25 protein-coding genes are annotated in these 23,177 nt (G+C 62.5%); 4 read left to right on the plus strand and 21 right to left on the minus strand.

Annotated elements, in window-relative coordinates:
- From J6497_RS26950 to J6497_RS26985, 8 genes are all read right to left on the minus strand, one after another.
- On the minus strand, positions 1 to 577 hold a 577-nt coding region (locus J6497_RS26950; protein WP_249793757.1), incomplete at its 3' end, for a GSU2403 family nucleotidyltransferase fold protein.
- 155 nt (positions 578 to 732) lie between these two features.
- Positions 733 to 2,700 (minus strand): relaxase/mobilization nuclease RlxS, encoded by a 1,968-nt coding sequence (gene rlxS / locus J6497_RS26955; protein WP_225707308.1) that lies wholly within the window; start codon positions 2,698 to 2,700, stop codon positions 733 to 735.
- A gap of 512 nt (positions 2,701 to 3,212) precedes the next feature.
- Positions 3,213 to 4,409 carry a Fic family protein gene (locus tag J6497_RS26960; protein WP_225707309.1) on the minus strand — a complete coding sequence of 399 codons (1,197 nt, stop codon included), beginning with the start codon at positions 4,407 to 4,409 and terminating at the stop codon, positions 3,213 to 3,215.
- A 398-nt stretch (positions 4,410 to 4,807) separates the two neighbouring features.
- Positions 4,808 to 5,347, minus strand: a complete 540-nt coding sequence (locus J6497_RS26965; RefSeq protein ID WP_225707310.1) for a S26 family signal peptidase — start codon at positions 5,345 to 5,347, stop codon at positions 4,808 to 4,810.
- Entirely contained in the window at positions 5,337 to 5,555 is a 219-nt protein-coding gene (locus J6497_RS26970; RefSeq protein WP_225707311.1) for a helix-turn-helix domain-containing protein, read from the minus strand. Before J6497_RS26970 ends, J6497_RS26965 begins: the two co-directional genes overlap by 11 nt.
- Positions 5,556 to 5,829: 274 nt before the next feature.
- The gene (locus J6497_RS26975) at positions 5,830 to 6,762 is read right to left on the minus strand and encodes a DUF2285 domain-containing protein (RefSeq protein ID WP_312010366.1); all 933 of its coding nucleotides are present in this window, start codon (positions 6,760 to 6,762) and stop codon (positions 5,830 to 5,832) included.
- Positions 6,744 to 7,067 carry a DUF736 domain-containing protein gene (locus J6497_RS26980; RefSeq protein ID WP_225707312.1) on the minus strand — a complete coding sequence of 108 codons (324 nt, stop codon included), beginning with the start codon at positions 7,065 to 7,067 and terminating at the stop codon, positions 6,744 to 6,746. The genes J6497_RS26975 and J6497_RS26980 overlap by 19 nt, the downstream gene beginning before the upstream one ends.
- A 367-nt stretch (positions 7,068 to 7,434) precedes the next feature.
- Positions 7,435 to 7,668, minus strand: coding sequence for a hypothetical protein (locus tag J6497_RS26985; RefSeq protein WP_225707313.1), 234 nt, complete (start codon positions 7,666 to 7,668; stop codon positions 7,435 to 7,437).
- 646 nt (positions 7,669 to 8,314) lie between these two features.
- Here J6497_RS26985 and J6497_RS26990 point away from each other — a divergent pair.
- From J6497_RS26990 to J6497_RS27000, 3 genes are all read left to right on the plus strand, one after another.
- Positions 8,315 to 9,136, plus strand: coding sequence for an AraC family transcriptional regulator (locus J6497_RS26990; protein ID WP_225707314.1), 822 nt, complete (start codon positions 8,315 to 8,317; stop codon positions 9,134 to 9,136).
- 285 nt (positions 9,137 to 9,421) lie between these two features.
- Positions 9,422 to 10,114 (plus strand): O-methyltransferase, encoded by a 693-nt coding sequence (locus J6497_RS26995; RefSeq protein WP_225707315.1) that lies wholly within the window; start codon positions 9,422 to 9,424, stop codon positions 10,112 to 10,114.
- A gap of 130 nt (positions 10,115 to 10,244) precedes the next feature.
- Entirely contained in the window at positions 10,245 to 10,913 is a 669-nt protein-coding gene (locus tag J6497_RS27000) for a siderophore-interacting protein (RefSeq protein WP_225707316.1), read from the plus strand.
- Between the two features lie 343 nt (positions 10,914 to 11,256).
- Here J6497_RS27000 and J6497_RS27005 read toward each other — a convergent pair whose 3' ends face one another.
- The gene (locus J6497_RS27005; RefSeq protein WP_225707317.1) at positions 11,257 to 11,400 is read right to left on the minus strand and encodes a hypothetical protein; all 144 of its coding nucleotides are present in this window, start codon (positions 11,398 to 11,400) and stop codon (positions 11,257 to 11,259) included.
- A gap of 299 nt (positions 11,401 to 11,699) precedes the next feature.
- On the opposite strand from J6497_RS27005, the gene J6497_RS27010 reads away from it, so the two are divergent.
- The gene (locus J6497_RS27010) at positions 11,700 to 11,876 is read left to right on the plus strand and encodes a hypothetical protein (protein WP_225707318.1); all 177 of its coding nucleotides are present in this window, start codon (positions 11,700 to 11,702) and stop codon (positions 11,874 to 11,876) included.
- Positions 11,877 to 12,144: 268 nt separating this feature from the next.
- Here J6497_RS27010 and J6497_RS27015 read toward each other — a convergent pair whose 3' ends face one another.
- From J6497_RS27015 to J6497_RS27070, 12 genes are all read right to left on the minus strand, one after another.
- Positions 12,145 to 13,116, minus strand: coding sequence for an ArdC family protein (locus J6497_RS27015; RefSeq protein ID WP_225707319.1), 972 nt, complete (start codon positions 13,114 to 13,116; stop codon positions 12,145 to 12,147).
- A 590-nt stretch (positions 13,117 to 13,706) separates the two neighbouring features.
- Complete coding sequence (locus J6497_RS27020) at positions 13,707 to 14,231, minus strand: cysteine hydrolase family protein (RefSeq protein ID WP_225707320.1); 525 nt, start codon at positions 14,229 to 14,231, stop codon at positions 13,707 to 13,709.
- A 4-nt stretch (positions 14,232 to 14,235) separates the two neighbouring features.
- Positions 14,236 to 14,907, minus strand: a complete 672-nt coding sequence (locus tag J6497_RS27025; protein WP_225707321.1) for an acyl-homoserine-lactone synthase — start codon at positions 14,905 to 14,907, stop codon at positions 14,236 to 14,238.
- Positions 14,908 to 15,098: 191 nt separating this feature from the next.
- Positions 15,099 to 15,827 carry an autoinducer binding domain-containing protein gene (locus J6497_RS27030; RefSeq protein WP_225707322.1) on the minus strand — a complete coding sequence of 243 codons (729 nt, stop codon included), beginning with the start codon at positions 15,825 to 15,827 and terminating at the stop codon, positions 15,099 to 15,101.
- A gap of 118 nt (positions 15,828 to 15,945) precedes the next feature.
- Complete coding sequence (locus J6497_RS27035) at positions 15,946 to 16,803, minus strand: energy transducer TonB family protein (protein ID WP_225707323.1); 858 nt, start codon at positions 16,801 to 16,803, stop codon at positions 15,946 to 15,948.
- Positions 16,800 to 17,276 carry a TonB system transport protein ExbD gene (exbD, locus tag J6497_RS27040; RefSeq protein WP_225707324.1) on the minus strand — a complete coding sequence of 159 codons (477 nt, stop codon included), beginning with the start codon at positions 17,274 to 17,276 and terminating at the stop codon, positions 16,800 to 16,802. The genes J6497_RS27035 and exbD overlap by 4 nt, the downstream gene beginning before the upstream one ends.
- A gap of 6 nt (positions 17,277 to 17,282) precedes the next feature.
- Positions 17,283 to 18,167 (minus strand): tonB-system energizer ExbB, encoded by an 885-nt coding sequence (gene exbB / locus J6497_RS27045; protein ID WP_376708278.1) that lies wholly within the window; start codon positions 18,165 to 18,167, stop codon positions 17,283 to 17,285.
- A gap of 170 nt (positions 18,168 to 18,337) precedes the next feature.
- The gene (locus J6497_RS27050; RefSeq protein ID WP_225707326.1) at positions 18,338 to 18,574 is read right to left on the minus strand and encodes a hypothetical protein; all 237 of its coding nucleotides are present in this window, start codon (positions 18,572 to 18,574) and stop codon (positions 18,338 to 18,340) included.
- 4 nt (positions 18,575 to 18,578) lie between these two features.
- Positions 18,579 to 19,226 carry a biliverdin-producing heme oxygenase gene (locus J6497_RS27055; protein ID WP_225707327.1) on the minus strand — a complete coding sequence of 216 codons (648 nt, stop codon included), beginning with the start codon at positions 19,224 to 19,226 and terminating at the stop codon, positions 18,579 to 18,581.
- 5 nt (positions 19,227 to 19,231) lie between these two features.
- Positions 19,232 to 20,542, minus strand: a complete 1,311-nt coding sequence (locus J6497_RS27060) for an HlyD family type I secretion periplasmic adaptor subunit (RefSeq protein WP_225707328.1) — start codon at positions 20,540 to 20,542, stop codon at positions 19,232 to 19,234.
- Positions 20,535 to 22,346: a type I secretion system permease/ATPase gene (locus J6497_RS27065; RefSeq protein WP_225707329.1), complete on the minus strand. Its 1,812-nt coding sequence runs from the start codon at positions 22,344 to 22,346 to the stop codon at positions 20,535 to 20,537. Before J6497_RS27065 ends, J6497_RS27060 begins: the two co-directional genes overlap by 8 nt.
- 23 nt (positions 22,347 to 22,369) lie before the next feature.
- A complete protein-coding gene (locus tag J6497_RS27070) occupies positions 22,370 to 23,173 on the minus strand; it encodes a hemolysin (protein WP_225707330.1) in 804 nt (267 codons plus the stop codon).
- Positions 23,174 to 23,177 lie beyond the last annotated feature (4 nt).

Here is a 23,177-nt window from a genome sequence, read left to right on the forward strand (position 1 = left end):
CCTGGCTCGGAATCTCCCGGAAGGTCGGATCGACCTCTCGAAGCACCTCAAGGATCGGCGGCATGGAGTCGCCGACGGCCACCGAGATCTCATGGAACTGGGCAAAATCGGCGTCGCCGGTCTGCATGGCGACCGCGTCCAGACGGCGACCGAGGACGGCGGAGTAACACTGGTAGGCCACGGTGCCGATGAGCACGCCGCGCAGACGGAAGAAGCCGGCTTTTGCCAGTTGCTCCACCACCTGGCCTGTCATCAACGGAGGACGCGGCAGATAGGCCTCGCGCGTCAACGTGGCAACCAGGCGGCGCCGGCCCTTCAGGTCGGCCTTCAGATCCTTGAAGGCCTCAACCCTCTTGGTGATTTCAGGATCGTCGACAGGACCGACGTAGCGACGATCCTGACCGGCAGCGTCGACCTTGGGCGTGTCGAAGTACCAGTATTTTTTGCCCTTGACCTCGACCGGCACGAACCTGCCGTTTGAGGAGAACTCGGACGTGAAGCTTTCGTCAAGGCTGCGCTGGACCAGTTCCGAGTAAAGCGTCTGGTAGGAGATATCGAGCCGTTGGGACGTGGCCATGACCAAGATCCGTTATACTAATTTCGCGAAAATAGTATAACCTCCGGAACTCCAACGCAACCGAGCTATACTATTTCCGCGGAAATAGTATAATAATTTCTGTCGCAACATAAGCTACTGATTTACCAAGGTATTTCACTTTCGCGCTCGCACCTTCAACGCCCGGCACCCCGCTTTAGGCCGATCGACCAGGAGATCCCCGCTCCGCCAACGCTGCCCGTGACGAGCTGCCCCCGAGCGCGCTCCAAAACCGGCCGCCACGGCACCAGCGCAAAATCATGCGAGCGTTCGATCAGAGCAAATCGTCCGCTGTTCAGCGTCAGCACGCGCCGATAAACGCCGGTGACGTTGTCGCCCGCCTTGACCTCGACATGCTCAAGCCCGGTTCGCGCGGAAATATCAGCAGTTGTTCGGGCAAGCTCTCGGCTCTCCAGCGTCTGCAGCAAAGTCCGCGCATAGCGCACCTGACCATCCTGCTCCCGCGCGAGCCCCTGCTCGATCAGCCATTGCCGCCTCACCCGCAGTGCTGTCTCGACCTCCGCTCCCATTCCGCTTGGCGCCAGCGCTTCCGGCACTTTGGCAACGAGCTGCCGATCGAGCCAGGTTGCACCGAGCGCCTGCGGCAGATCCTCGAGCCGATGCCAGGAAAGAACCGCAACCTGCACCGGCTTGCGCGAGCGGTCAAATGCCTCATACCGCAACGCTCGATCGAGATGGTTTTCGCCGACCTTCCAGCTCCCGTCACTTTGCCGGCTCACCAACCCCGCCTGTCGCATCGCCTCCAGGCGCCGTACATGGGAGGCGATGTATTCGCCCGACGCTTGGACGTCGAACGCGCGGTGCAGGTGATCGCTGTAGATGCCATGATGGGCGGCAGCGATCTTTGCGATCGTCCGATCCATCTCGCGCGGTTCGACAGCGCGCGATCTGAGCTCCAGAATCGCGTTGCGGACGGGCGGCTCTTCATTGGCACCGAGTGCACCAATCTCGGCGTAATGCGTTCGCCCGTCGATGCCGTCGAGCACCACATAGCGACGCTCCGTCAGTTCATCCGAAAACCCTCCGCCAACAACCCTGCCGACCAGGCGCCGGCCGCCTTGTTCCGGATCGAAGATCGCGTAGCTGCCTCCTGCCCGGGAAAGTCCGGCGGCGCCAAGCTCCCGATGCATGGTCTTGATGATGTCACCGCGTTCGCCCATCCGCCTGAGCTTTGCTTCGAGCTCGGTATCGATCCGCCAATGCAAAGGCGCCTCCTCGCCCGCCAAGCCCATCCGCTCGAGGGTTCGCAACCGCCCTATCCGCGCCGACTGCCAGGCGGGTTCGCTTGCGGGTCTTGCACCGACGTCCAGCCTCCCTTCGACGGCATCGCGCAGGATGGCGCGATCGAGGCGCGTGAAGCGCTCGGCGGTGATCTCCTGCTCAAGCTTTCGGGTGGCTTCGATTTCCGTCTCCGGGCCGAGCTCGCGGGTGATGAGATCCGACGCCCGCGCCCGCAAGCCGTGAGCGATGTAGTCGCGGGCGATGACAAGGTCATCGCCGGCGTCATCCTTGCCGCGCAGCACGATGTGGCTGTGGGGATGGCCGGTGTTGAAATGATCGACCGCGACCCAGTCGAGCCTGGTGCCGAGATCCTGTTCCATCCGGCGCATCAGGTCGCGGATGAACGGCTTCAGATCCGTTAGCTCCGCGCTGTCCTCGGGCGCCACGATGAAGCGAAACTGGTGACGGTCGCCGGCACTTCGCTCCGTGAACGCCTTGCCGTCGGCACGATCGCTCGCGGTATCATAGAGCTCGCCCGGCTCACCTTCGCGTGTGACGCCATCGCGCTGGACGTAGCGCAGGTGGGCGCGGACGGCGCCTGTGTCTCCGGCCTTGATGCGCACGATGCGCGCCTTGATCACGACGCGACGCCGTCTCGCATCCCGGCCCCGCCCGGCGAGGACCGTACCCTGCGCGCCACCTCGTCCGATGCGGGCACCGGTGAACGACGACGCTCGCCTTGAACTCGGAACCGCCTTCTGCGCCTCCTGGCGGACACGCCGCAGAAAGCTGGTTGCCCTTCCGGCTCTGCGGTTGCCGATCCGCCCGAGCTTCACGTCGAATTCGTCGTCGATCTCTTTCATGGCGGTCGCTCGCGATCCCAAGAGCTGCCGATATGTGGCGCATTCGTCGCCGTGCCAAGCCGCAGACGTAACGCGCCAAGCACGCCATCACCTTGCAACTGGCTTGGCGACATCGTGCGCCGTGTGAGCGACAAATCCTGGATGTGCAGACAAGGAATTGGACGCAACCCGGCGCCAGTGCTTTTATCTTGCCCTCCCGCTTAGCTGCCCACTGATTGCTTCACGCTGGATAACGGATCGATTTGGCAAGAGCATCGCTGCGCGGCGATACGGCGTTCCGCAACAGGCGACGGCACCCTTCGTCCAACTTGAGAGCGTGCAAGATTGAGTGCAAAATCCGCTCCTGCAAATCGCCGCATCCCGCCTCGCGAAGCCGTTCCCGTCCTCTAGATCATGATCCTACTAAAGGAATCGGATCGTGATCTCATCTCATTGTTTGAGCATGATCTTCCCGCGCAAACGCTTTGCGTTTGTCGCGAGGAAAACCGGTTTCTACTTTTCCGGATCAGGCTCTAGATCTCCGGAAACAGGCGCGGAAACAGCACGTCGAGCGTGGCAATCGGAAAGCGCAGCGATACCGGCCCCTTGGGCGTTTCGGACGCAAGAAGACCGGTCGCGACGACGTCGTTGAAGACGCGCCGTGCCGTCCGTTCGGGAAGGCCGGTGATGCGCGGGACTTCGCCGCGCTCGAACCGTCCGCGTATCAGCGCTTCCTCCAGAAGACGGGCGGCTTCAGGCTTGAGCTCGTTGCGGTCGACGAAACTCCGCAATCGCTGAGCCAAGGTGTCGATCTCGAACAAGCCTGACATGAACGTGACCTGGTCGAGGCAGACGCGCAGGAACCAGAGAATGAATTCGCTCAAGGCGCGCTGCGAGAGGTTGCCGCGGCCATCAAGGTCGCCCTGCCGGGGCGTGTCGGCGTGGTCCATCATCCGCTTGTAATCGCCTGGGCCGGTAAGACCACGCGCCAGTCCGCGCGAGACCGACCACAGCCCATGGGCTCCGATGCCGGCCTGATGCGCCATGGCGTGGCTCATCAGGCGGCTGACACGGCCGTTGCCGTCCGCGAACGGATGAATGTAGTTGAAGCGATGATGCGCCGCTGGAATGGCGATGATCCGCGCCGCCTTGCCCAGGCGTTCGAAGCGATAACGCTCCGCGAAATACGCCATAAAGGCCGCGACACGCTCGCTGGAAGGTGGCAGATGCCGGCCGACCGCAACGTCGTGGTCGCTTCTCGACCGCCAGGCGGCGGGCTCCATGGTGAACTCGCTGCCATTGCCGCGGATCCGAAGCATTTCGGGGGAAGCGTCGCGATAGAATTCGCGGTGGAGCCAGAGAATGAAATCGATCGAGGCCGGTTCAGGCAGGCGATTGTCGAGCGCCATGGAATCGATTTCGGACTGCACATGGACGTGGGCGGCCGCCTCGATCTGCAGATTGCGCCGCCCCTGGTCGTTGTCGAACTGACCGCCGATCGCGCGTTCGATATCCCGCGGCCGGGTGTTATGGCCTTCGATCAGGTTGCTGTAGTAAGTGTTCATGATCCGCACGAGACCGGCGAGATTGGCCGCGGTCTTGGGGTGCAGCGCCTGACCGAGCCTCGCGGTCGCCGCCGAAAGCTCCGCCATCACGTCCGAGATGGCTTCGGAAATCTCCTCCAGCCTGGCGGGCTCGATGCGTTCGACGGTTTCGAGACGTGGGTTCATGCTGGCCGATTTTATGCCATGCTAAAGCATTAAAAATAAATAATTTTCTTCTTAACGGCGGCCACTTTGGCCGATCTTGTGGCCGATTTTGGTGAGAAGCTTGGAGGCCAATTTTGGCCGATCCAAGGCGACTGCAAGCAATTGAGACAGCTATCGAAAATCTTGTCTGATGGCCATTTTGGCCGCTTGCTTGGCCGATCCCGCGAGTTCGCGCCGGGTCCAGCGCCCGGGGCATCCCGGCTCCTGCGGCACATGATGCCGCGCGCCGCGGTGACTGTTAGAGCATGATCCGGAAGCGTGGAAAACCGGTTTTCCCTCGCGACAAACACAAAGCGTTTGCGTGGGAAGATCATGCTCAAACAAAGAGGGATGACGATGCGAAGAAAGGTCACCCGGCCTTAGCCTGGTGGATTCCAGGTCCAGATCGGCCGCGCCACGCCGACAATATCGCACCTCAACACCGGCCCGAAATATCGCGAGTCGAATGAATGCGGGTGAGGCTGCAAGAGAAAGAACTCGCCCTCGACGAGCCTCAAGCACCCCTCCCAGGCCGGCAGCGGCCGCCCGTCGCGGTCCTTGTCGAGCACCTCGGCGACGACCTTTCCGTTGATGGCAATGGTGCCAATCGGGTCCTTGGCGCGGCAGACTTCGTCACCGCCGATAGCGGCGACCTGTTTCAGCAGCGGCACCGGCACCGGCAAGATTTTGTGCGCGATGATGAACAATTCGATCGCCGGCGGCGGCTTGAAGACTGCGAGCTCACCCCGCTCCGGCAATCGTGGCTCCAGATAATAGAAGCCCAAGGGCGCGCTGCCCGAGGCGTTGTAGATCAAAAGCGGCACCGCGGGTGCGGACGACACCAGCATGGCAATGATGCCGGCGCACATGGTCGAGAGAACGCCGACCTGGCGCGGCAGTTGGGTGCGATCAATCGGCATCGGAGGTCGACCTCCGCTTGTTGGCCTGCGACCATTCCACCAGGTCTTCGATGTGGTAGCGGACGTAGCGTCCGTGCTTGCGGTAGGCGGGCCCTCGCCCCTGCACCCGCATCTTCTCCAGCGTGTTCTTGGTGAGCCTCAGCCAGGTGGCGGCCTCGACGGTATTGAGGAACGGCTTGTCCGGCAGCTTTTCTTCATTCTTGGTCATTTCGACGCTCCCTATTCCATACCTCCTTGAGGTTGAGGCAGGAGAGCAAGCGTCGTCTGATTGTGAGCGGTGTTGGGAGTGGTGAAGATCAGGGGCGCCCGTTTCACCATCCCGCGCGAGCAAGAGTCGTCCAGCCTGCGATGATCGGCGTGCACAAGACCGACATCCGACAACGGCCAGCTAAGCTCTAGACTAGATCCGGTCTGATTGAATCAGAACCGAAGCGCTCGGTTCTTGTTTTGACGCGAGCCGCTGCGACCTCGCTCGAAACATTCTAATATAGCAGATCGCGATAGCCGCCCTTCATCAACTCGGTTCCCTTGGCGACAAGCCGGCGCGTGCGATCCTTGAGAAACTGACTGGGACCGAGCCATTCTTCGGCAACTTTTTTCTCTCCGAAGATCGTGATCGCGATCTGGCGGTAGGTCTTGCCGTTGAGGCTTTCATCGAGCGCGATCAGCGCGTGATGGAGGCGTTCATCGCCGCTTCCCGGCGGCCGTGGAACCGTTCTCATGTCAGCTTCAGTGAAACGCTGCAGGCGCTTCAAGAGCTCGGTCTGCGCCGCAAGGTCAGCAAGGTCGTGCAGTTCGAAGACCGGCGCAAAGGATGCGGTCAGGATGGAGAGGCCATGGATTTCGACGGCGACGTAAGACCCCCTTCCCTTCATCAGCACCAGCGGAATGCCGTCGGAGCTAATGACGGCCCTGCGTTCGACCTTGAAGACGGCCAGTGAAAACCGTGCAGCGTCTGCATCTGACCTTGGCTTGCGTGCATCCAGGCGGACGATCCGTTTCAGCGCATGGGCGTGCCAGAACACCGGCACCCTGGATGCGTCCAGTCTCGGGTCGGCAAAGGCAGAGAGACCCCATTTCTCGGCACGGGGAAAGCGTCGCGGCAACCGCAAGACCTGCGTTCCATCGTTCAAGGTGATGCAGGGCAGATGCCGCGGAACGGCGCTGCGCCATTCGCCGATGTAGTCGGGATTGCGGCGCAAGAACTCCCAGGCCCAGTCGCTGGCGTCGAAGCCTGTCGCGTCAAGAGACGCGGCGCGGGCGCCTTGGCGCGCTTGATTGCTGGCGTCGTTCAGGACCGCCCCCGGAGACGTTGACGTCTTCTCGAGCCGATCGTTTCGATCAATTGGGGCGAGAGAACGGCCCCCGCGAGCCTCGTCGCGGGGGCCGATCGGCGTCAGTCCGTTGGATTCCAGATCAGGGCGAACACGCTGTCATCATCCTGGCCGGCGGCGCGGCCGAGATTGGCGTAGAGCTTGCGCGGACCGAACTCGGGCGCGGCGAGCGCCAGGCTCACATAGTCCCTGCCGCTGTTCTCACCCCGGCGGATCCAGCCTGCGCCGACTTCGACGCCCTGGGTCACGACGCGGAAGTCGGGATGGGCGTCGGCGGTCTTGTCCCGGTTCGGGATGATGTCGATGTCGGCGCGGATCGAGACGGTCCGGAGCTGGCCCTTGTAGCTGCCGTCGTCGTTCTTGGTGACGTATCCGATGGCGGTCATGGTCTTGTCCTCTTCTGTTGTTCGCGAGGAGCCGATCCCCTCGCGATGGCGAGACCGTGATGGCGGGCGCAACGCCTTCGAACCCGCCGGGCCACGCGGGGCGGAGCGAATGCGGAGCACCCGAGCCGGCAGCTTTTTTGAGAGCGAAGCGGCCGCGAGGAGCCGGAACTGTTCCGGCGGGGAAAAAAGCCGACGGCGAGGGTTTTGAAGAGGCGGGGCGCCTGCCATAGGTCTGTTTGCCACGCGCAGGGAGATCGGACCCGCAGACAACGGATAAGGACAAGGCCCTGACCGATCGGGCGTCGCAGCGCGACATGCGGCAAGCAAGTCCAGCACAGCACCGTTTCGATCCGCGCTGACATCGACATCATCCCGAACCGGACGACAGCGAAAAGCCTCCCCGTTTTGCGGAAGAACACCACGCGATGTCTGCGCAGGGCCGGTTCGCAGCTGTGAGATTAGCAGCAAGGACGATCTGAGCCTGGCGCTCGCCGCGCCCGAGTTCGGTCCGCGCAAGCTCTACGCCAATCTCGGCCGCGCCGCCGGCCAGGATGACGACAGCGTGCTCGTCCTGCTGCAAAATCCCGCGGACTGCCGCCATCAGCCCCGGTGACCACTGCTTGGCGGGGCCATTCTGTCGCCCTGACGCATGATCCTTTTGCGCGGGACGACCCAACGCCCGTTGCGAGGCGCGATGAGGGCCTCCCGATATCAAGCCGGCAAATTCGATGCTATGCTTTCCTCATGCAGGCCGATTCACGGGCCAGCGCATTGATGAATTTCTTGAAGGATTGACGGAGGGCCCACGGCCAAGAAAGCGAAAAAGGCGAAGAAGATCACCGCGAAAAAAACCAAGAAGAAAAAGAAGTAGTTCGCTAATGGCCCGACGGCCTGGTCGCGCTACGCTTTGGCGTCCGGCGGATCCGCTGTGAACGCCATCTTGGTCGTCTGGTTAGCCGGGTCGCGCCGACGGCCGGGATTGATCGACATTCAATATTCGTCGTGAATATGCGAGCGGTGGAGAGCCGCCGGCTCGATCATGATTCGATTGGATGGAATCGGATCATGATCTCATCTCTTTGATTGAGCATGATCTTCCCACGCAAACGCTTTGCGTTTGTCGCAGGGAAAACCGGTTTCCACTTTTCCGGATCATGTCTAAAACGGGCGTCCCCTGTTGATAGTCGCAATCGCGGACTGATATTGTCTGATCTGGTCAGTCGCATTCGGATCGGTCGTCACCCACCATGCCGTTCTATCGTCCCGAGGAAACCGACCTCGCCTCCGCTGGTGGCGCCGGTTTCTCTCCCGAGGAGGTGCCACGCGCCGTCGTTGCTGTCGGCGTCGACCTGGTCACCAAGGGCATGGAGATGGCCATTCACGCGCATCGGAAGGCCCAGCTTGTCCTGACCTTGCGGGGCGTCGTCAGGTGCGAAGCCGACCAAAGCGTCTGGATCGTGCCGCCGCGCTGCGCGGTGTGGATTCCCGGCAATCGTCCCCACAGCGTGGCCCTCGCCGGAAATGTCGAGGTCTATCTCCTGTTCGTCGAACCGGATGCGGCCTCGGCGCTGCCCAGGCAATGCTGCACGCTGTCGATCTCGCCACTGCTGGAGCGTTTGCTGCTGCACGTCACCGAGATGCCGGTCCTGTACGATGTCGACGGCGCCGACGGTCGCATCGCCGCGGTGCTGCTCGATCAACTGTCGGTAGCGCCGGTCGAGAAGCTGAACTTCCCGATGCCGGCCGACGCCAAGCTGCGCAAGATCGCCGCCGCGATGATGGCCGATCCCTCCGACCGCGCAACGTTAGACGAGTGGGGCCGACGCATGGCCGTCGCCCCGCGCACCTTGACCCGCGCCCTGAAACGGGAGACCGGCATGAGCTTCGGCCGCTGGCGCCAGCAGCTCCATATCCTCATTGCCCTGCAGCGTCTCGACCAGGGAGTGTCGGTCCAGACCGTGGCGCTCGATCTCGGCTATGAGGGCGCGAGCGCCTTCGTCACCATGTTCCGCAAGGCCTTGGGCAAGCCGCCCGCCCGCTACCTGGCGGAGCGCCGCGTCGCCGCGTGATCTCTGTCCGCTATCGCGCGAAGCCCCACGCCCGCACTGACCGGAAATCGCAAGATATTGTCCCGTTTGCGGAATGCGGTCAGGCGGGCGATTTCGTATCCTGGCGCCGGACGCTGACACCCTGGCGCGCCGGCGGGCACATCTGAGAGATGATCCGCAAACCTGGAAACCGGTTGTCCCTCGCGACCAACGCAAGGCGTTTGCGTGGAAAGATCATGTGCAAACAAACAGATGAGATCATGATCGGATTCCATCCGATCGGATCATGATCGAAGGAGCCGAGACATGGATTCACTCAGCAGCGGCCCGGTCGCGGAGGTTCTTAAACGCCTCCATCGGGAAGCGGAAGCGGCCGATGCACCGTTGACGCAAACCTACGCGAGCGAGATGACCAATGCCGAGCAGGCGATCAGCCAGATCATCGAGGCTGAGACCGAGGATCTGGCGGGACTGTATCATGGTTTCGCCGGCAATTTCCTCAGCGTCTCCCCGGAATTCGGGCGGTTTCTCTACATGTGCGCCCGCAGCTGCAAGGCCAAGCGTATTGTCGAGTTCGGCTCGTCGATGGGGGTTTCGGCTATCTACATGGCGGCAGCGCTGCGCGACATGGGCGGCGGCCGTCTGATCGGGACCGATCTCGAACCCGGCAAGGCGGAGCGCGCGTGGGCGAACCTCGCTGCCGCCGGGCTGGACGACCTGGTCGAGTTCCGGGTCGGCGATGCGCGCGAAACCCTCAAGTCCGGCGTTGGCGGCGGCATCGACATGCTGATGCTCGACGGCGCCTTCATCCTCTATCTTCCCATTCTCAAGCTGCTGGAGCCGCATCTGAAGCCTGGTGCGATCATCATCGGCGAGAACGCGTTCTCGGAAGCCTCAGGCTATATCGACTACGTGCGCGATCCGCAGAACGGTTATCTCTCACTGCCGCTGCCTGTCGATCCCGGGCGCGGCAACGAATTCACGGTGAAGACGAAGTGATCCGCGCGGGCTGCGACCTCGAGATGTCGGTGAATGGAGCGAACTTTTGATGCGACCCGTTCGCGGGCAAATTTCTGCGCCGCCGCTTGCGCCCCCGGGCCGACTCACGCGGACGCTGCTGCGATGGCTGATGCGTCCCGCGCGCGTTGCCGCAGTCGAGACGCTCTCGCCGCACTTTCGGCTGGCCGAGCTGGAAGGCCAAGCGCTCAGGAACGTCGCCTGGACGGCCGGCCAAAAGGTCCAGGTAGCGGTCGGCTCGGGCCTGAGCGCGCGGACCTACACGCCGATGTTGTGGGATGCCGGCAGCGGCAGGACACGCATGCTCACCTTCGCGCATGGCGACGGTCCCGGCAGCCGATGGGCAAGGGACTTAACCGAAGGCGACACCTGCCAGTTCTTCGGTCCGCGCCGCTCGCTCGATCTATCCGGCCTTGAATCGCCGGTGCTTCTGTTCGGCGATGAAAGCTCGTTTGGCCTGGCGGCTGCACTCCGCGAGTGCCGGCAGGGCGACGGTGCAATCCATGTGTTCGAGGCCTCGGACGTCGCGGAGTCGCGATCGGTGCTGGAGGCGATCGGCCTCCGCCAAGCGATGCTGATCGAGCGCGGCGCCGACGACGCTCATCTCGCAGCGGCGGAAGCCGAGATGTTGCGCCTTGCCGCACGCGGCGCGCATTTCGTTCTTACCGGCAAGGCATCGTCGATCCAGCGCGTAAGCAGGACCCTGAAAGCAGCCGGCGTCGTATCATCGCGGGTGAAGACCAAGGCCTATTGGGCGCAGGGCAAGACCGGGTTGGACTAGATCATGATCCGATTGGACGGAAGCGGATCATGATCTCATCTCCTTGTTTGAGCATGACCTTTTCGGAAAACCGGTTTCCACTTTTCCGGATCATGCTCTAGCCGGATCGTATGCCAGTGGAGCGCCGTGCGCTCCGGCTGTTGAATTTGCCTGCGTTGGTGATCCAGGCCCGACGCGGACGGAAACGGTGCTTCCGTGAGCTCTGGAGCATGTTCGGTTCTAATTGAATCAGAACCGAAGCTCTCGATTGCTGTTTTGACGCGTTTTCTGCGCAGATAAGTCTACGCAATCTGCGTAAACGTGATTGCCATGCGAACCGGTGTCCACTTTGCTTGAAAACGTTCTAGTGCAGCCCATGCATGATGGACGTCGTCAGCAGCACGGCGGTCGAGGCCAGCGCCGACAGGCCGACGATGGCCTGAGCCAAGCAGATCCGCCTGAGCGTTGTTGCTTGCGGGTCCGGAAACACCTTGAACGGGCTCGCCATCCCAAGCTCCATGATGCGGTGCACGCGCTTGCTTCTTGCGAGCTATAGAGCGAGTCGCGCCGATCGCGATCCGCTAAATTTGCAGCCTGCCTGGTTGACTCGTCGGCGACTCGGCAAGGGAAAAATTCGGCTGCGGATCAGCCGCCGCGCCCGAATCGTGAGGCATAAGCTCAAGTAAACAGAGCATTAACGGCGTTGCATACGCTGGCTCTTTTCAGAGTCGTGTCCGGGATCATATCGGCCGATCGGAAACGCATGCAGCGCGGCAGGGAGCTTTCGGCACAACGGCGTCCGTCGCCATGCAGATGATCGCGGATGATCGTGTTCAGCATGTTGGTGGGCGCGACAGATTTGCTCCCGCATCCGGCGGCGCCGCATCATCTGCCTCTTTCATCACCCCGCCGAACCAGGTCGACCTGCTGATGATTGTCATGGGCATCTTCCTGGTTGCCGCCGTGCTCTGGTTCGGAGATTGACCGGCGCCCTGATGAGCTCGCTGGGGGCAATGTTGCGCAGATCGATGTTCGCGTTCCCTTTGCGGTGCGGGTGGGCCCAGTTGGTTGCGTGCGGCCGTGTCGACGAGGTCCGAGGTCGAGAGGCTTTGTGATCTGCGAGATGGCCTGTGGTCGCGCCGGCGGCGCCAGCCGCAGGCCGCAGCCAGAGGCCTGGAATTCCCGGCAGGCATCGGCTCGCCGGCTTTCGTGATTTGGCTTTCGGCTCCCGCCGGTCTCGCCGATAGACCCATCACGACGCGTCATCACCTTGGGCCGCTTGCGCGGCGGGGTCGCCCGCGCCGAAGGCGAGCAGGAAGTCGGCGGCTTTGGAGGCCTTGCTCGCGGCGCGGAAGACGGCGCGGCTGTCCTCGCGAAGGACCTTCAGCCAGGCGCCGAGATAGTCGGCATGGCGCACGGTCGGCTTGATCGACAGCGCAGCGCAGACGAAGGCGGCCGTCAATTCGGCAACCAGCTCTTCGTTGGCATAGAGCCTCGATCCGAACGCGCCCGACAGATCACGGTTGAGGCGGCCGGCATGGCCGGTCCAATGGCCGAGCTCATGAAACAGCGTTCGGTAATAGTTGATCTGCTCGAAGAAAGCGGGCTGCGGGGGAATCTGGACGCTGTCGTTTGCGCGATCGTAGAAGGCTTTGGCGCCGCCGATGCCGATCGTGGCGCGGGTTGCCGCGGCCAGCGCTTCGGCCTGCGGCACGATCTCGCGGTCCGGCAGCGCGGGTGAGTGCGCAAAGCAGTGGTCCGGCAAGCCGTCGCATTGATCGACGTTGAAAACCGTATAGCGGCGCAGGAACGGGACGGCGGCCTGTTCCTGGTCCGCTTCCGTCCTCGCGGATCCTGCCTGCTCGCCCGCTCGCCGGTCCCGCTTCGGGACAAAGCGGTCGGCGTAGCAAACGGTGACGCCGTGCTGGCCTTTGCGGACCCTTCCGCCGAGCGTTGTCGCCTGGCGAAAGGTGAGCCAGCGCTGGGAGGTAAAGCCGGCTTCGAACAGCCTGCCCCACAGGATCAGGATATTGATGCCGGAGTACGTCGTGCCTGTCGCGGCGTTTTGCGGCAGCGCGAACGCCTGGCTGCCGCCACCGGTACCCCACGGCCGCGCCCATGAGAAGACGCCCGCCTCAAGCTCAGCGATGATCCGAGAGGTGATTTCTTGATAGAGGCTTTGTTTCGTCGTTGTTGCACGGCGTTGCGCCGACGTTTTGGACATAACGATCTCCGCTCGCTCCTCTTCCGCGGCCGGCCGCCGAAAGGCGGGGTGGGCGGCGAAGAGCGACCGGACAGCCCCGAACGGCAGAGGCAGGCGGCACCGGAACGGCCGGAGCGGATGCGGAGGACCGCGGCCAACGCAAATGATCGTCATGAGCGGCTTTGGCGTGGCGTGGTTGCGGCCTGCCGGTTCGGGGCTATACGGGAGCGCCGCCCACCCCGCCGTCGCGGGCCAGATGAAAATGTGCCGGCCGCCGGCGGCCGGCTCCATGAGATCTGCCTGTTCGCCGTGGCCGGCGCATTTACGACGCGCTAGATCATGATCCGATGAGACGGAATCGGATCATGATCCGATCGCTTTGTTTGAGCATGATCTTCCCACGCAAACGCTTGGCGTTTGTCGCGAGGGAAAACCGGTTTCCGCTTTTCCGGATCATGCGCTTGACGTCGCCCTTTCACAAAGGCGCGCGCGGCCAAAGACGATCGCAGCGCGGGGGCTGCGCCAGGGATTGAAGCCGAAGGCCGAGACCGCAAGACGGGCTCGGTTCACGAGAGCCCGGCCCGCAAGCGGCAGCTTGCGGGAGACGCCTGCTACGAAAGCAGTCCTTGAATCCTTCGGCTCACGGCCGGATCGCCCAGCGACACCGCCCATTCCAACAAGGCCTGCCGGATTGTGGTCGCAACGATGCCGCGATGGGCTAGCCGATCGAGAACCAGGCCACGATCGGCTTCCAGGCGCGCCACCGCCATGTCTGCGAGCAGCCGGATGTCGTAGCCCTGTCGTGCCGCCTCCAGTGCCGCAATGAGCACCTCTTCCTCCAGAAATCCTCCGCCCAGGAAAATGACACTGAGATCTGCGCGGGCAAGACGCTCCGCAAATCGATGATCTCGCCACAAGGTCAGAGCGTCCAGATCAACATGCTCCAGCGAGGCGGTGATCTGATCCGGAAGCGCGTCTCGTTCATACGCGCCGACGGCGAACTGGGGCACGGCAAAGAACTCGTGACAGACCGGAAGCAGGAACAGACTTCCGCTGCGGAGCGCGGCAAGCGCATCCGTTCTGCCACGCGTCGGGTTCAGCAGAACAATGCAGCTATGGTGAGGATCGGCCAACATCGGTTCATCCTGTTTGAGCCGTGAACTCGAGACTGACCAGGCCGGCCGCCGCCCCTGCACCGGGAGGCACAACAACGGCACCGTCAAGACCGGCGTGATGGTACATCGCCTCAAGCACCCGATCGGAATCGTGGAGCAGGGCGGCCAGCGCGGTGGTTTCACCAAGTATCTGCGGCGGAGCCAATCTTTCAAGCGGCCACCCGGCGCGCCTGAGTATGCGCTCCATCCTGGTATCAGTGACGGTTACGATCGCCCGTGCGCCCCTTGCTCGCATCGTCTCCAACATCGCAGCGAACAGGACGAAGGTCGCTCGATTGACGCCCGCATGGCCGATCTGAAGCGCACGCTCGGTGTCGACGCAGAATCTCGAGCTCTCCAGGATGTGCTCGCTTCGTGGTGCGTCCCTGCAGCCGAGCAAGACCGCAAAGGTATCCGACAGCATGTTCGGCCCGGTGGTCGGCAGAAGCCGGACGCAGCCCAAGACCGTCCCCTGCTCCGAGACGGCCAGAAGATACGTCGGATCCAGGGTGTCATAGATGTCGATTTCAAAATCTCCCGACACCGAGACGGCCCAGCCGAGACGATCCTTGAAGACGCGGCGGCGCAGCCGAAACATCTCGGCAAGCAAATGGAGATGTTGTCCGGCCTGACGATGATCGAGAACAATGACGCGCATGGCGAGCTCCCTTTAAGCGAGAGCGCAGCAGAGCAGAACGCGCGCCGTCGAGCGCCTGTGCTATTTGACAGGTCACGTGCCAAGGTCAGGAAGCTTGAGCAACCCCTAGCAAGCAAGGAGAGGCGTTTCCAGACGAAGCGGATATGCTTTTTTTGAGCTAAGCCGACTCGGGAAAGTTCGGCGCCGCGGCGCTAGCGCAGAAGGCCGCGGCGGAGCGCCAGCGCGACACAGTGCGCAATCGATACCGCGCCGACCTTGCGCCGGGCGTTCTCCAGGTGAAACGCGATGGTGCGAGGCGTAACACCGACCAGGACTGCGGTCTCGGCCGACGTTTTGCCGCGCGCGGCCCACGACAGACACTGCCGCTCCCGCTGGCTGAGAATGGCCTCACCGCTGCCGGCATCGGCTGTTGCGACTGGCGGCTTGGAGACGTGGGTGTGGAAGTAGAGGCCGATCAGTTGCAGGATGTCGCCTGAGCTGGCGAGCAATCGGTCGAGCTGCATGATGGGATCGTCGGTTGCCAAGGTGAATGCGGCCGTTCGCCCGAAACCGCCTCTGATCGGCATGGTGATGCCGGACTTGATGCCGAAGGTCGTGGCCTCGACGAAGAACCGTCGCTGCTCGCTGCTGCGCGGGCGGATTGATCCTTCCGTGGTCCAGCCGAACAGGCTGTGTTCATGGCGGGCCCGGTGAATGACCGGATCAAGGCGCTGATAGTTCAATCGGAAGTAACGGTCGGTCCAGGATCTCGGATAAGAGGAGATCAACTTCGGCGCGTCCTCGGTCATGCTCAAATACGCGAACCATCGAAAGCCGAGGCCGTGCGCCGAGCGTGTTGCCAACCGTTCGAATTCGCGATCATCCCTCGCCGTTTGCAGGGCGTCGATAAACTCCTGAAACAAGTGTTCGGGCCGGCTCATGCTTGAATCCACCGTCCACAACGGTGTTCCTTGCTTTCACGCCCTCCTTTCACCAGGGCGGGGTTCGAGCGAAAATCGGGACACTAGCTTTGTCGATCCTCTGGCGCCTTGAAGCGCGCTAATTGACGTCGAAGTTCACCGGCACGGTGATCGTCCGGCTGGCGCCCGGCGGCGGCGCCGGAACGGGCGAGGCCCGGTGCACCAGCGCCACCACCTCCTGATCGAGTTCTGCGAATCCGGACGATCGCACCAGGCTTGCCGACAGCACCTTGCCGGCGCCGTCGATCGTGAAGCGCACATAGGCGATCCCGCGCGCGCCGCGCTCTCTTGCGCCCGACGGATAGCGCTTGCGGCGCTCAAGGTGAGCCATCAGCAGCGACTGCCAATTGGCGGGCGACGTTGACGACAGTCCCGAGGCGGTCTGCGCGGCGGCAATGCGGTGCGATTGCCGGGCCTCCACGTGCGCCTGCCAGGCGACCTTCGATTCGGCAGCGGCTTGCTGCTTGCGAAGAGGCGGCTTGTTCTCCTTCGGTTTTTGCTTCTTGGTTTCCTGCCTCTGCTTCTGCTTCGGCTTCGGCTGCTCCGTCGGAAGCTGGACCTCCGCTCTGTCCAACACGGCCGTCTTCTCCTTGATCTCCTGGTGTTCGGCCGGCTGCTCCGGCCTGGTGGCCGGTTCGGCCGTCTGCTCCGGCGGCCGTTCTTCGCCTCTCTGCTCCTTCCGCGGCACGCTTTCTTCCGCCGATTTCTGGTCCGGCGTGATCTCGTCCCGCGTGGCCTGGATTGCTTCCGGCACGGCCGCGAACTCGATCATGATCGCGGCCGGCGGTGAATTGTCTGCGGCCACGACCACCTCCCCGCGCAGCAGCCAGGCCACGGCGCCGGCATGGACGCCGACCGTAACGAGGCCCGCGGCCAGCCATAGCAGGGCTTCGGTCACCTTGGCGGGGCGCGTGATCGAGCCATTGAAGTCGTTCATGGCGCAGCCACCGCAGGTGATGGACGGGCCTTATCGGGTTCGCTCTCCCGAATTGACGGCGCTTCGAGGCCGACCAGCGCGATCTTCAGATAGCCCGCGTCGCGTAGCAGGTTCATCACCTCCATGAGATGTTGATAGTCGACTGTCCTGCCGGCGCGCAGGAAGACGCGCGCATCCTTGTTGCCACCGGTGAACGATTCGATTATCGACTGCAGCTTCTCCCGTGGCACCGGGTCGTTGCCGAGATTGAGCGTAAGGTCCTCCTTCAACGTCAGATAGACCGGCTTGTCGGGACGTGGCGCCGGCTGCGCGGTCGAGGCCGGCAGATCGACATGGAGATCGACGGTCGCGAGCGGCGCCGCGACCATGAAGATGATCAAGAGCACCAGCATCACGTCGATGAACGGCGTGACGTTGATCTCGTGGTTGTCCTCGAGATCGTCTTCAAAGCGCTCGCGGATGCCGCCGCCCATGACGCTTTACTCCGCGGCCAGGGCGGAGGCCGAAGGCGCGCGGGCGCCGGGCATCTTGCGAAAGTCGAGATCGAGGCTGACGAGCCGTTCGACCTCGGCAGCCGCGTCGGCGAGACCCTGCCGATAGCCGGTGACCGCGCGCGCGAACACATTATAGATGACCACCGCCGGAACAGCGGCGACGAGACCGACGGCGGTCGTGAGCAGCGCCTCGGCGATGCCGGGCGCCACCACCGCGAGATTGGTGGTCTGCGTCTGTGAGATGCCGATGAAGGCGTTCATGATCCCCCATACCGTTCCGAACAGGCCGACGAAGGGCGCGGTTGCGCCAATGGTGGCGAGCAAGCCGGTGCCGCGAGTCAGCCGGCGGCCAGCCTGTGCCTCGATGCGGGCGAGACGCGACACGACGCGCTCCTTCACGCCGGCATCCCCGGCGTGAAGCAGGATCCGGGACGACCGACGCAGTTCCTCACCGGCGGACCGCACCATGAACACTGTGGGCCCACCCCGGTTTGCAAGAACGCGATCGGCGTCTGCAAGGCTCTCCGATGACGCAATGACCCGAGTTGCCCGCTTCGCCCTGGCGCGGGCGCAGACAACCTCGACAGTCTTGGCGAGACATACGGTCCAGGTCACGAGCGAGGCGAAGGCAAGCCCGATCATCACCGCCTTCACCACCCAGTCGGCCGCCATGAACATGCCCCAGGGCGACAAATCATGCGGCAGGCCGGCCCGGCGCTCCGAGTCCAGGCTACGTGACGGCCGCGAGAGATAATCGGTTGCCGTGGTCCCGACGGGAGACGGTCCAGTCTCTGTAAACCCACCCGACGCTGAACGATCGACCGGCGCGACAATACCGGCATCGGACGACGTCGCCGGTTGCTGTGCCATCCCAAAGGGGATTCCGAAGCCGAACACGACAATCAGCATAAACGGCATGATCGCCCAACCCCGTCTGTCCAACAGTGTCATGCTATGTCCTTCCAATCGTCCACACATGGTTTAGTTGCGGGGCGTTCGACAACTCACATCCCTTCTCCGGCTTGTGCGTCAGCGACCGCTCACGATGCGAGGCGCACCGCTGGCTGGCCACGTACTGAATCGATCAGTTCTTGCTGGCTGGCAGTTTGCCCATCCTCGCAGCGAGGAAAGCTCCTGAAGACAAGCTTGTCGAAGAGCGCAACAATCACATGCATGGCCCGAAGATGCGCTTCCATGGGCAGAAATGCGATTAGTGTGCAAGTGGTCACGAACATCATGAATAGTGCGCTGAACACCAATTCGGAAAGTATTATCATCACGTTAGCTCGTCGATAGTCGGGTGCCGTTGGTTGCCGCTGGCTGGGCTAGCAGACCGGTCACCAGTTCCTGAACACGCGAAAAGGCCGCGTGTGCTCCAGGGATGACACGTTCTTCCTCGGCATCAGAAAGGTTCACCGCATCAAGCGCCGCTGTAAACGTTTTCCAATGTCGGCCGGGCCCCTCCGGAGCAGCCGCCAGATGACGCGCGCCGAAGGACTCAGAAAGTCCAAGTTTCCCCGCCGCCTTGAGCAGGAATGCCGCGCCAAGGTTTGAGCCTTCTGCGACGTAGAGCCAGCCGAGTGCGGTCGGCAGGTCAACGTCAGCGTCATCGCGACGGAATTCAGGTTCATCACTGGTGGTAGCCGGCACGACGCCGAGGTCGCCTAGATCCTGCTCGATCAACCCGAACCGGCGAAGACCCGCGAGGCCGGGCAGTAGTCGACTGAGCTTGGGACTAAAATAGAGCGCATCGACGTCTCGGTGGAATTGATACTGCACCTTCACCAAGAGACTGTAGCGCTCTCGGTTCGCGAACGGATTTTCTTCCATGATGGATTCGTCAAGACGATCGTGCTGCCCGTTCGTTGCAGCTTTCAGGCGTCTGACTCGGCTTGTTTCAAAATGCTCTTCAATTTCGATTGTAGTCATTCTCGCTAGTGTTCCCTGAAAGCACGGTTGATCTGATCTGAAAGTGGCTTGACAAGATAAGAGAGCGCCGTGCGGTCGCCGGTCTGGATGAACGCTTCGGCGGGCATTCCCGGAACGAGTTTCAATTTGGCAATCCGAGCGAACTGTTCCGGAGGAATGGTGATCCTGATGACATAGAAGGATGTGCCCGTACGTTGGTCCTGCGTGAGGTCCGCAGCGACACGGCTCACTGTCCCGTCGAGCTCAGGCGTCGTGCGCAGGTTGAAGGCGGTCAGACGCAGGATTGCATCCTGCCCGAGATGGACCTCGTGGATATCCTTTGGCGAGATATGCGCCTCCAGCGTCAGGCGGTCTTCGTCGGGAACGATCTCCATCACTGTTTCGCGTGGAGCGATGACCCCGCCGACAGTGTGAGCCGACAGGTTGTGCACCCAGCCATCCTGGGGCGAGATCATGTCGATGCGCCGCAACTGATCCTCGGCGGCAATCCTGCGTTCGGAAAATTCACCAATCTGCGCCTGCGTATCGCGCAGGTCACCGGTGACCTCGGTCTTCAAGTCTTGATCGACCTGCAAACTCTGCAATCTTGCTTCGGCGATACTGCCCGCCGCCTGCGCCTGCCCCGCGACGACCTGGCCGCGATAAGCGTCGAGTGTCGCCTTGTCACGTTCCAGTTCATTAATCCGCTGGACGGACGTGACGCCTTTTGCCAGCAGGTCGCGCAGATCCAGCAACTCCCGCTCGCGAACTCGTATCCCATGCTCAAACGCTTCCTGCTGGTCTTTCAGACCGGAAATTTGGTGCTCGTACTCCTTGATGCGCTCCCCGAGCTGGGCCTTCTTGCTAATCCGCGTATCGTGCCGTGACCGAAACAGATTCTGTTCGCTTTGCATCGCGCGCGCGACTTCGCGGTCGTTCGCATGCTCCGTGAGAAGGGGCGGAAACGTGATCGTGTCCTTGTCGTCGCGCTCGGCCTCAAGCCGAGCTTCGCGCGCGGCCAGTTCGTTGAGGCGCTTGCTGACGATGGCGAGGTTTGCACGAACCTGGGTAGCGTCGAGGCGGATCAGCACATCGCCTGCTTTAACCAGCTGACCCTCGCGAACCAACAATTCGCCGACCACACCACCGGTCGGATGTTGGACCATTTTCACATAGGACTCGACGACGAAGGTGCCGTCGGCGACCACGGCGCCAGCCAATTCTGTCGCAGTCGACCATCCGCCGACGCAGGGGGCGAATGCAAGCACAGCGAGAACGCCGAGAATGAGGTGGTGCCGGACGGAGCGGACCACGGCGTCAGCATCGGCGTTAAACATCGCCTCCCTCTCTTTGGGCCGGAGACGTGTCGCCGGGCGCCGTTACAACCTGAAGCGGTCCGAGCGAATGTGTCCCACTCTGATCCGCGGGTGAGCTTTTCGGCCCAGGCTGGACAGAAGTCGGCCTCATCATCCGCGACAGGATCTCGTCGCGCGGGCCGAAAGCTCTTGCGCGACCGTTTTCCATCATCAGAACAAGATCGACAACGCCGAGCACACTCGGCCGGTGTGCGACGACGATTGCTATTCCTTTGCGCGCACGCACGGCGGCGATCGCCTGAATGACAGTGTCCTCTCCTTCGGTGTCGAGATTGGAATTGGGCTCATCGAGCACCACGAGGAACGGATCGTCAAAAAGCGCCCGTGCGAGGCCAATGCGTTGACGCTGTCCCGCGGAAAGGGCCGATCCCCCCTCGCCGGTTGGCGTGTCGTATCCATTGTCGAAACGAAGAATGAGATGATGGACGCCGGCCGCCTTCGCCGCCTTCACGACATCGTCGGGATTCGCAGAGGGATCGAAACGCGCGATGTTCTCAGCGATTGTCCCGTCGAACAGCTCGACATCCTGCGGCAGGTAGCCGATATGGCGGCCAAGACTTTCGTTGTCCCATTGCTCGAGCGAGGCGCCGTCAAGGCGCACCGTGCCGTGGGCGGGATGCCAGGCCCCGACGAGAACGCGGGTCAGGGTCGACTTGCCACTGCCGCTGGGACCGATGATACCGAGCGCGCTGCCGGCGTGGATACCGAAATTGACCTCGACGACCGTTGGTTTCGTCTGGCCCGGCGCCACGATGCCGACCCCCTCAGCGGTGAGATTCGCCTCCGGCTTCGGCAGCGGGGTCATCTTTGCTTGAGGTGCGACGAACGACAAGAGATCCCGTAGGCGCGCCCAACTTTGCCGAGCCATCAAAAGGGACCGCCAGATGGCGACCGCGAGATCGACAGGCGCGAGGGCGCGCCCCAAGATGACGGAACTGGCGACCATGACGCCGCCCGTGGCACTTTGTTGAATGACGAGATACCCACCGACGCCAAGGACCGCCGATTGCACCATGATCCGAAACACGCGCGCGGTGCTGCCGAGCGCATTGCCGACGTCTCCAGCCTTTCTATTCGCGGCCAGATATTTCCTGTTGGCCGCGATCCATCGGTCTGCGCTTCGTTCACCGAGCCCTAATGCACGGATTACCTCCGCATTGCGGCGCGAGCTGTCCAGGATCGCGTTGCGCTCCATGCCGTATTGGATTGTCTCCCGGACGGGAGCCGACGACAACTTGTGGGTGAGGATAGTCAGGGCCGTCAGAATGGCGGCCCCTGCCAGCGCGGTGAGGCCGATCCATACGTGCAGGCCGAAGCAGATGGCTAGATAGAGCGGCGCCCACGGCAGATCGAACAAGGCGGCCGGCCCCTGGCCGGACAGAAAGCTGCGAACGTTGTCGAGGTCGCGCAGGGCCTGGAGACCATCACCCGGCGCACGCGTCTGCAAAGGAAGCCGGATGACTGCCTCATGGACACCGCGGGAAAGCTCATGATCGAAAAATTCACCGGCGCGCAGCAGCACGCGCGACCGAATGATTTCGAGAAGCAATTGAAAACCGTAGGCGATCATCGCCAGAACGGAGAACCCCAGCAGGGTCGGGATGCTGCGGCTCGCCAGCACGCGGTCGTAAACCTGCAGCATGAAAAGCGGTGCAGTCAGGCCGAGGATGTTGATGACCCCGCTGACCAGCGCCAGGGCGACGGCGCCTTGTTTGAAACCGGAAACAGCCGCCGCAGCCAAAGGCTGCGGCGGCGTCTGCTTCATTGTTCGTGGCGCTCGTGGTGCCATCAGACGAAGGCGAAGTCGGACGCAGACAGGCTCGAGACGCCGTCGACCGTGACCGTGCTGTGCAGGCTCACGTTGGTCGGATCGGTGTAGGTGATGGTGTTGCCTGCGACGCTCACATGGCTGTCGCTGATGAACTGGCTGTAGTCGGACCAGCCATAGTTCTTGAAATCGATGAGATCGTTGCCCTGAACGAAGTCAGCGATCGTGTCGTTTCCGAAACCGTGGCTGGAATCGTAGAGGCTATGGTCCCACTTGAACGTGTCGAAGTCCGAGCTTCCACCGTTTCCGGAGAGCGCGTCGTTTCCATAGAAGCTGTACAGGTAGTCGTCGCCGGAGGTGCCGTTCTGGGTGGTGCCCGTCTCGCCGAGATAATCGACCAGCCCGGCAAAGGGCTGACCGAACTCGGTTTGGCCATAAACACTCCCGCCATGGGAGAGCACATAGATTGCCTGATTGAAGGTCGTATCCGGGCTCGTGCCGCCGGAGCCGCCGAGTTCGATCGACAGTTCAGGCGTGGTCAATCCGAAACCAGAACTGCTACTGCCAGTAAGACCGTGGCCAAAGTCGAGTTCGGTGATGGTGCCGCTGAATCCGCCGGGAGGCGAGTAAGTGAACCCCAAGCCATGCAGGATCACTCCCGAGTCGGCCGAAACTCCGCTATTGCCCGCCGCCCATTCCGAGTAGGGTGAGGAGGTCGGATAGAAAGCACCGTTGTCATTGTAGTTGAAGTCGTTTTCCCAGGCACCAGTAAGATATCCCAAAAGATCGCTGCTGGCCGATGTAAGGTTGATGGTGGAAGTCATCTTT

The sequence above is a fragment of the Bradyrhizobium cenepequi genome (assembly GCF_020329485.1).
Classification (GTDB): Bacteria; Pseudomonadota; Alphaproteobacteria; order Rhizobiales; family Xanthobacteraceae; genus Bradyrhizobium; species Bradyrhizobium cenepequi.

Bases quoted from the DNA above. Each gene is read 5' to 3' on its own strand.
- rlxS (WP_225707308.1), bottom strand. From the start codon at position 2,700: ATGAAAGAGATCGACGACGAATTCGACGTGAAGCTCGGGCGGATCGGC.
- J6497_RS26960 (WP_225707309.1), bottom strand. From the start codon at position 4,409: ATGAACCCACGTCTCGAAACCGTCGAACGCATCGAGCCCGCCAGGCTG.
- J6497_RS26965 (WP_225707310.1), bottom strand. From the start codon at position 5,347: ATGCCGATTGATCGCACCCAACTGCCGCGCCAGGTCGGCGTTCTCTCG.
- J6497_RS26970 (WP_225707311.1), bottom strand. From the start codon at position 5,555: ATGACCAAGAATGAAGAAAAGCTGCCGGACAAGCCGTTCCTCAATACC.
- J6497_RS26980 (WP_225707312.1), bottom strand. From the start codon at position 7,067: ATGACCGCCATCGGATACGTCACCAAGAACGACGACGGCAGCTACAAG.
- J6497_RS26985 (WP_225707313.1), bottom strand. From the start codon at position 7,668: ATGGCGGCAGTCCGCGGGATTTTGCAGCAGGACGAGCACGCTGTCGTC.
- J6497_RS26990 (WP_225707314.1), top strand. From the start codon at position 8,315: ATGCCGTTCTATCGTCCCGAGGAAACCGACCTCGCCTCCGCTGGTGGC.
- J6497_RS26995 (WP_225707315.1), top strand. From the start codon at position 9,422: ATGGATTCACTCAGCAGCGGCCCGGTCGCGGAGGTTCTTAAACGCCTC.
- J6497_RS27000 (WP_225707316.1), top strand. From the start codon at position 10,245: ATGCGTCCCGCGCGCGTTGCCGCAGTCGAGACGCTCTCGCCGCACTTT.
- J6497_RS27005 (WP_225707317.1), bottom strand. From the start codon at position 11,400: ATGGCGAGCCCGTTCAAGGTGTTTCCGGACCCGCAAGCAACAACGCTC.
- J6497_RS27010 (WP_225707318.1), top strand. From the start codon at position 11,700: ATGCAGATGATCGCGGATGATCGTGTTCAGCATGTTGGTGGGCGCGAC.
- J6497_RS27015 (WP_225707319.1), bottom strand. From the start codon at position 13,116: ATGTCCAAAACGTCGGCGCAACGCCGTGCAACAACGACGAAACAAAGC.
- J6497_RS27020 (WP_225707320.1), bottom strand. From the start codon at position 14,231: ATGTTGGCCGATCCTCACCATAGCTGCATTGTTCTGCTGAACCCGACG.
- J6497_RS27025 (WP_225707321.1), bottom strand. From the start codon at position 14,907: ATGCGCGTCATTGTTCTCGATCATCGTCAGGCCGGACAACATCTCCAT.
- J6497_RS27030 (WP_225707322.1), bottom strand. From the start codon at position 15,827: ATGAGCCGGCCCGAACACTTGTTTCAGGAGTTTATCGACGCCCTGCAA.
- J6497_RS27035 (WP_225707323.1), bottom strand. From the start codon at position 16,803: ATGAACGACTTCAATGGCTCGATCACGCGCCCCGCCAAGGTGACCGAA.
- exbD (WP_225707324.1), bottom strand. From the start codon at position 17,276: ATGGGCGGCGGCATCCGCGAGCGCTTTGAAGACGATCTCGAGGACAAC.
- exbB (WP_376708278.1), bottom strand. From the start codon at position 18,167: ATGGCACAGCAACCGGCGACGTCGTCCGATGCCGGTATTGTCGCGCCG.
- J6497_RS27050 (WP_225707326.1), bottom strand. From the start codon at position 18,574: ATGATAATACTTTCCGAATTGGTGTTCAGCGCACTATTCATGATGTTC.
- J6497_RS27055 (WP_225707327.1), bottom strand. From the start codon at position 19,226: ATGACTACAATCGAAATTGAAGAGCATTTTGAAACAAGCCGAGTCAGA.
- J6497_RS27060 (WP_225707328.1), bottom strand. From the start codon at position 20,542: ATGTTTAACGCCGATGCTGACGCCGTGGTCCGCTCCGTCCGGCACCAC.
- J6497_RS27065 (WP_225707329.1), bottom strand. From the start codon at position 22,346: ATGAAGCAGACGCCGCCGCAGCCTTTGGCTGCGGCGGCTGTTTCCGGT.
- J6497_RS27070 (WP_225707330.1), bottom strand. From the start codon at position 23,173: ATGACTTCCACCATCAACCTTACATCGGCCAGCAGCGATCTTTTGGGA.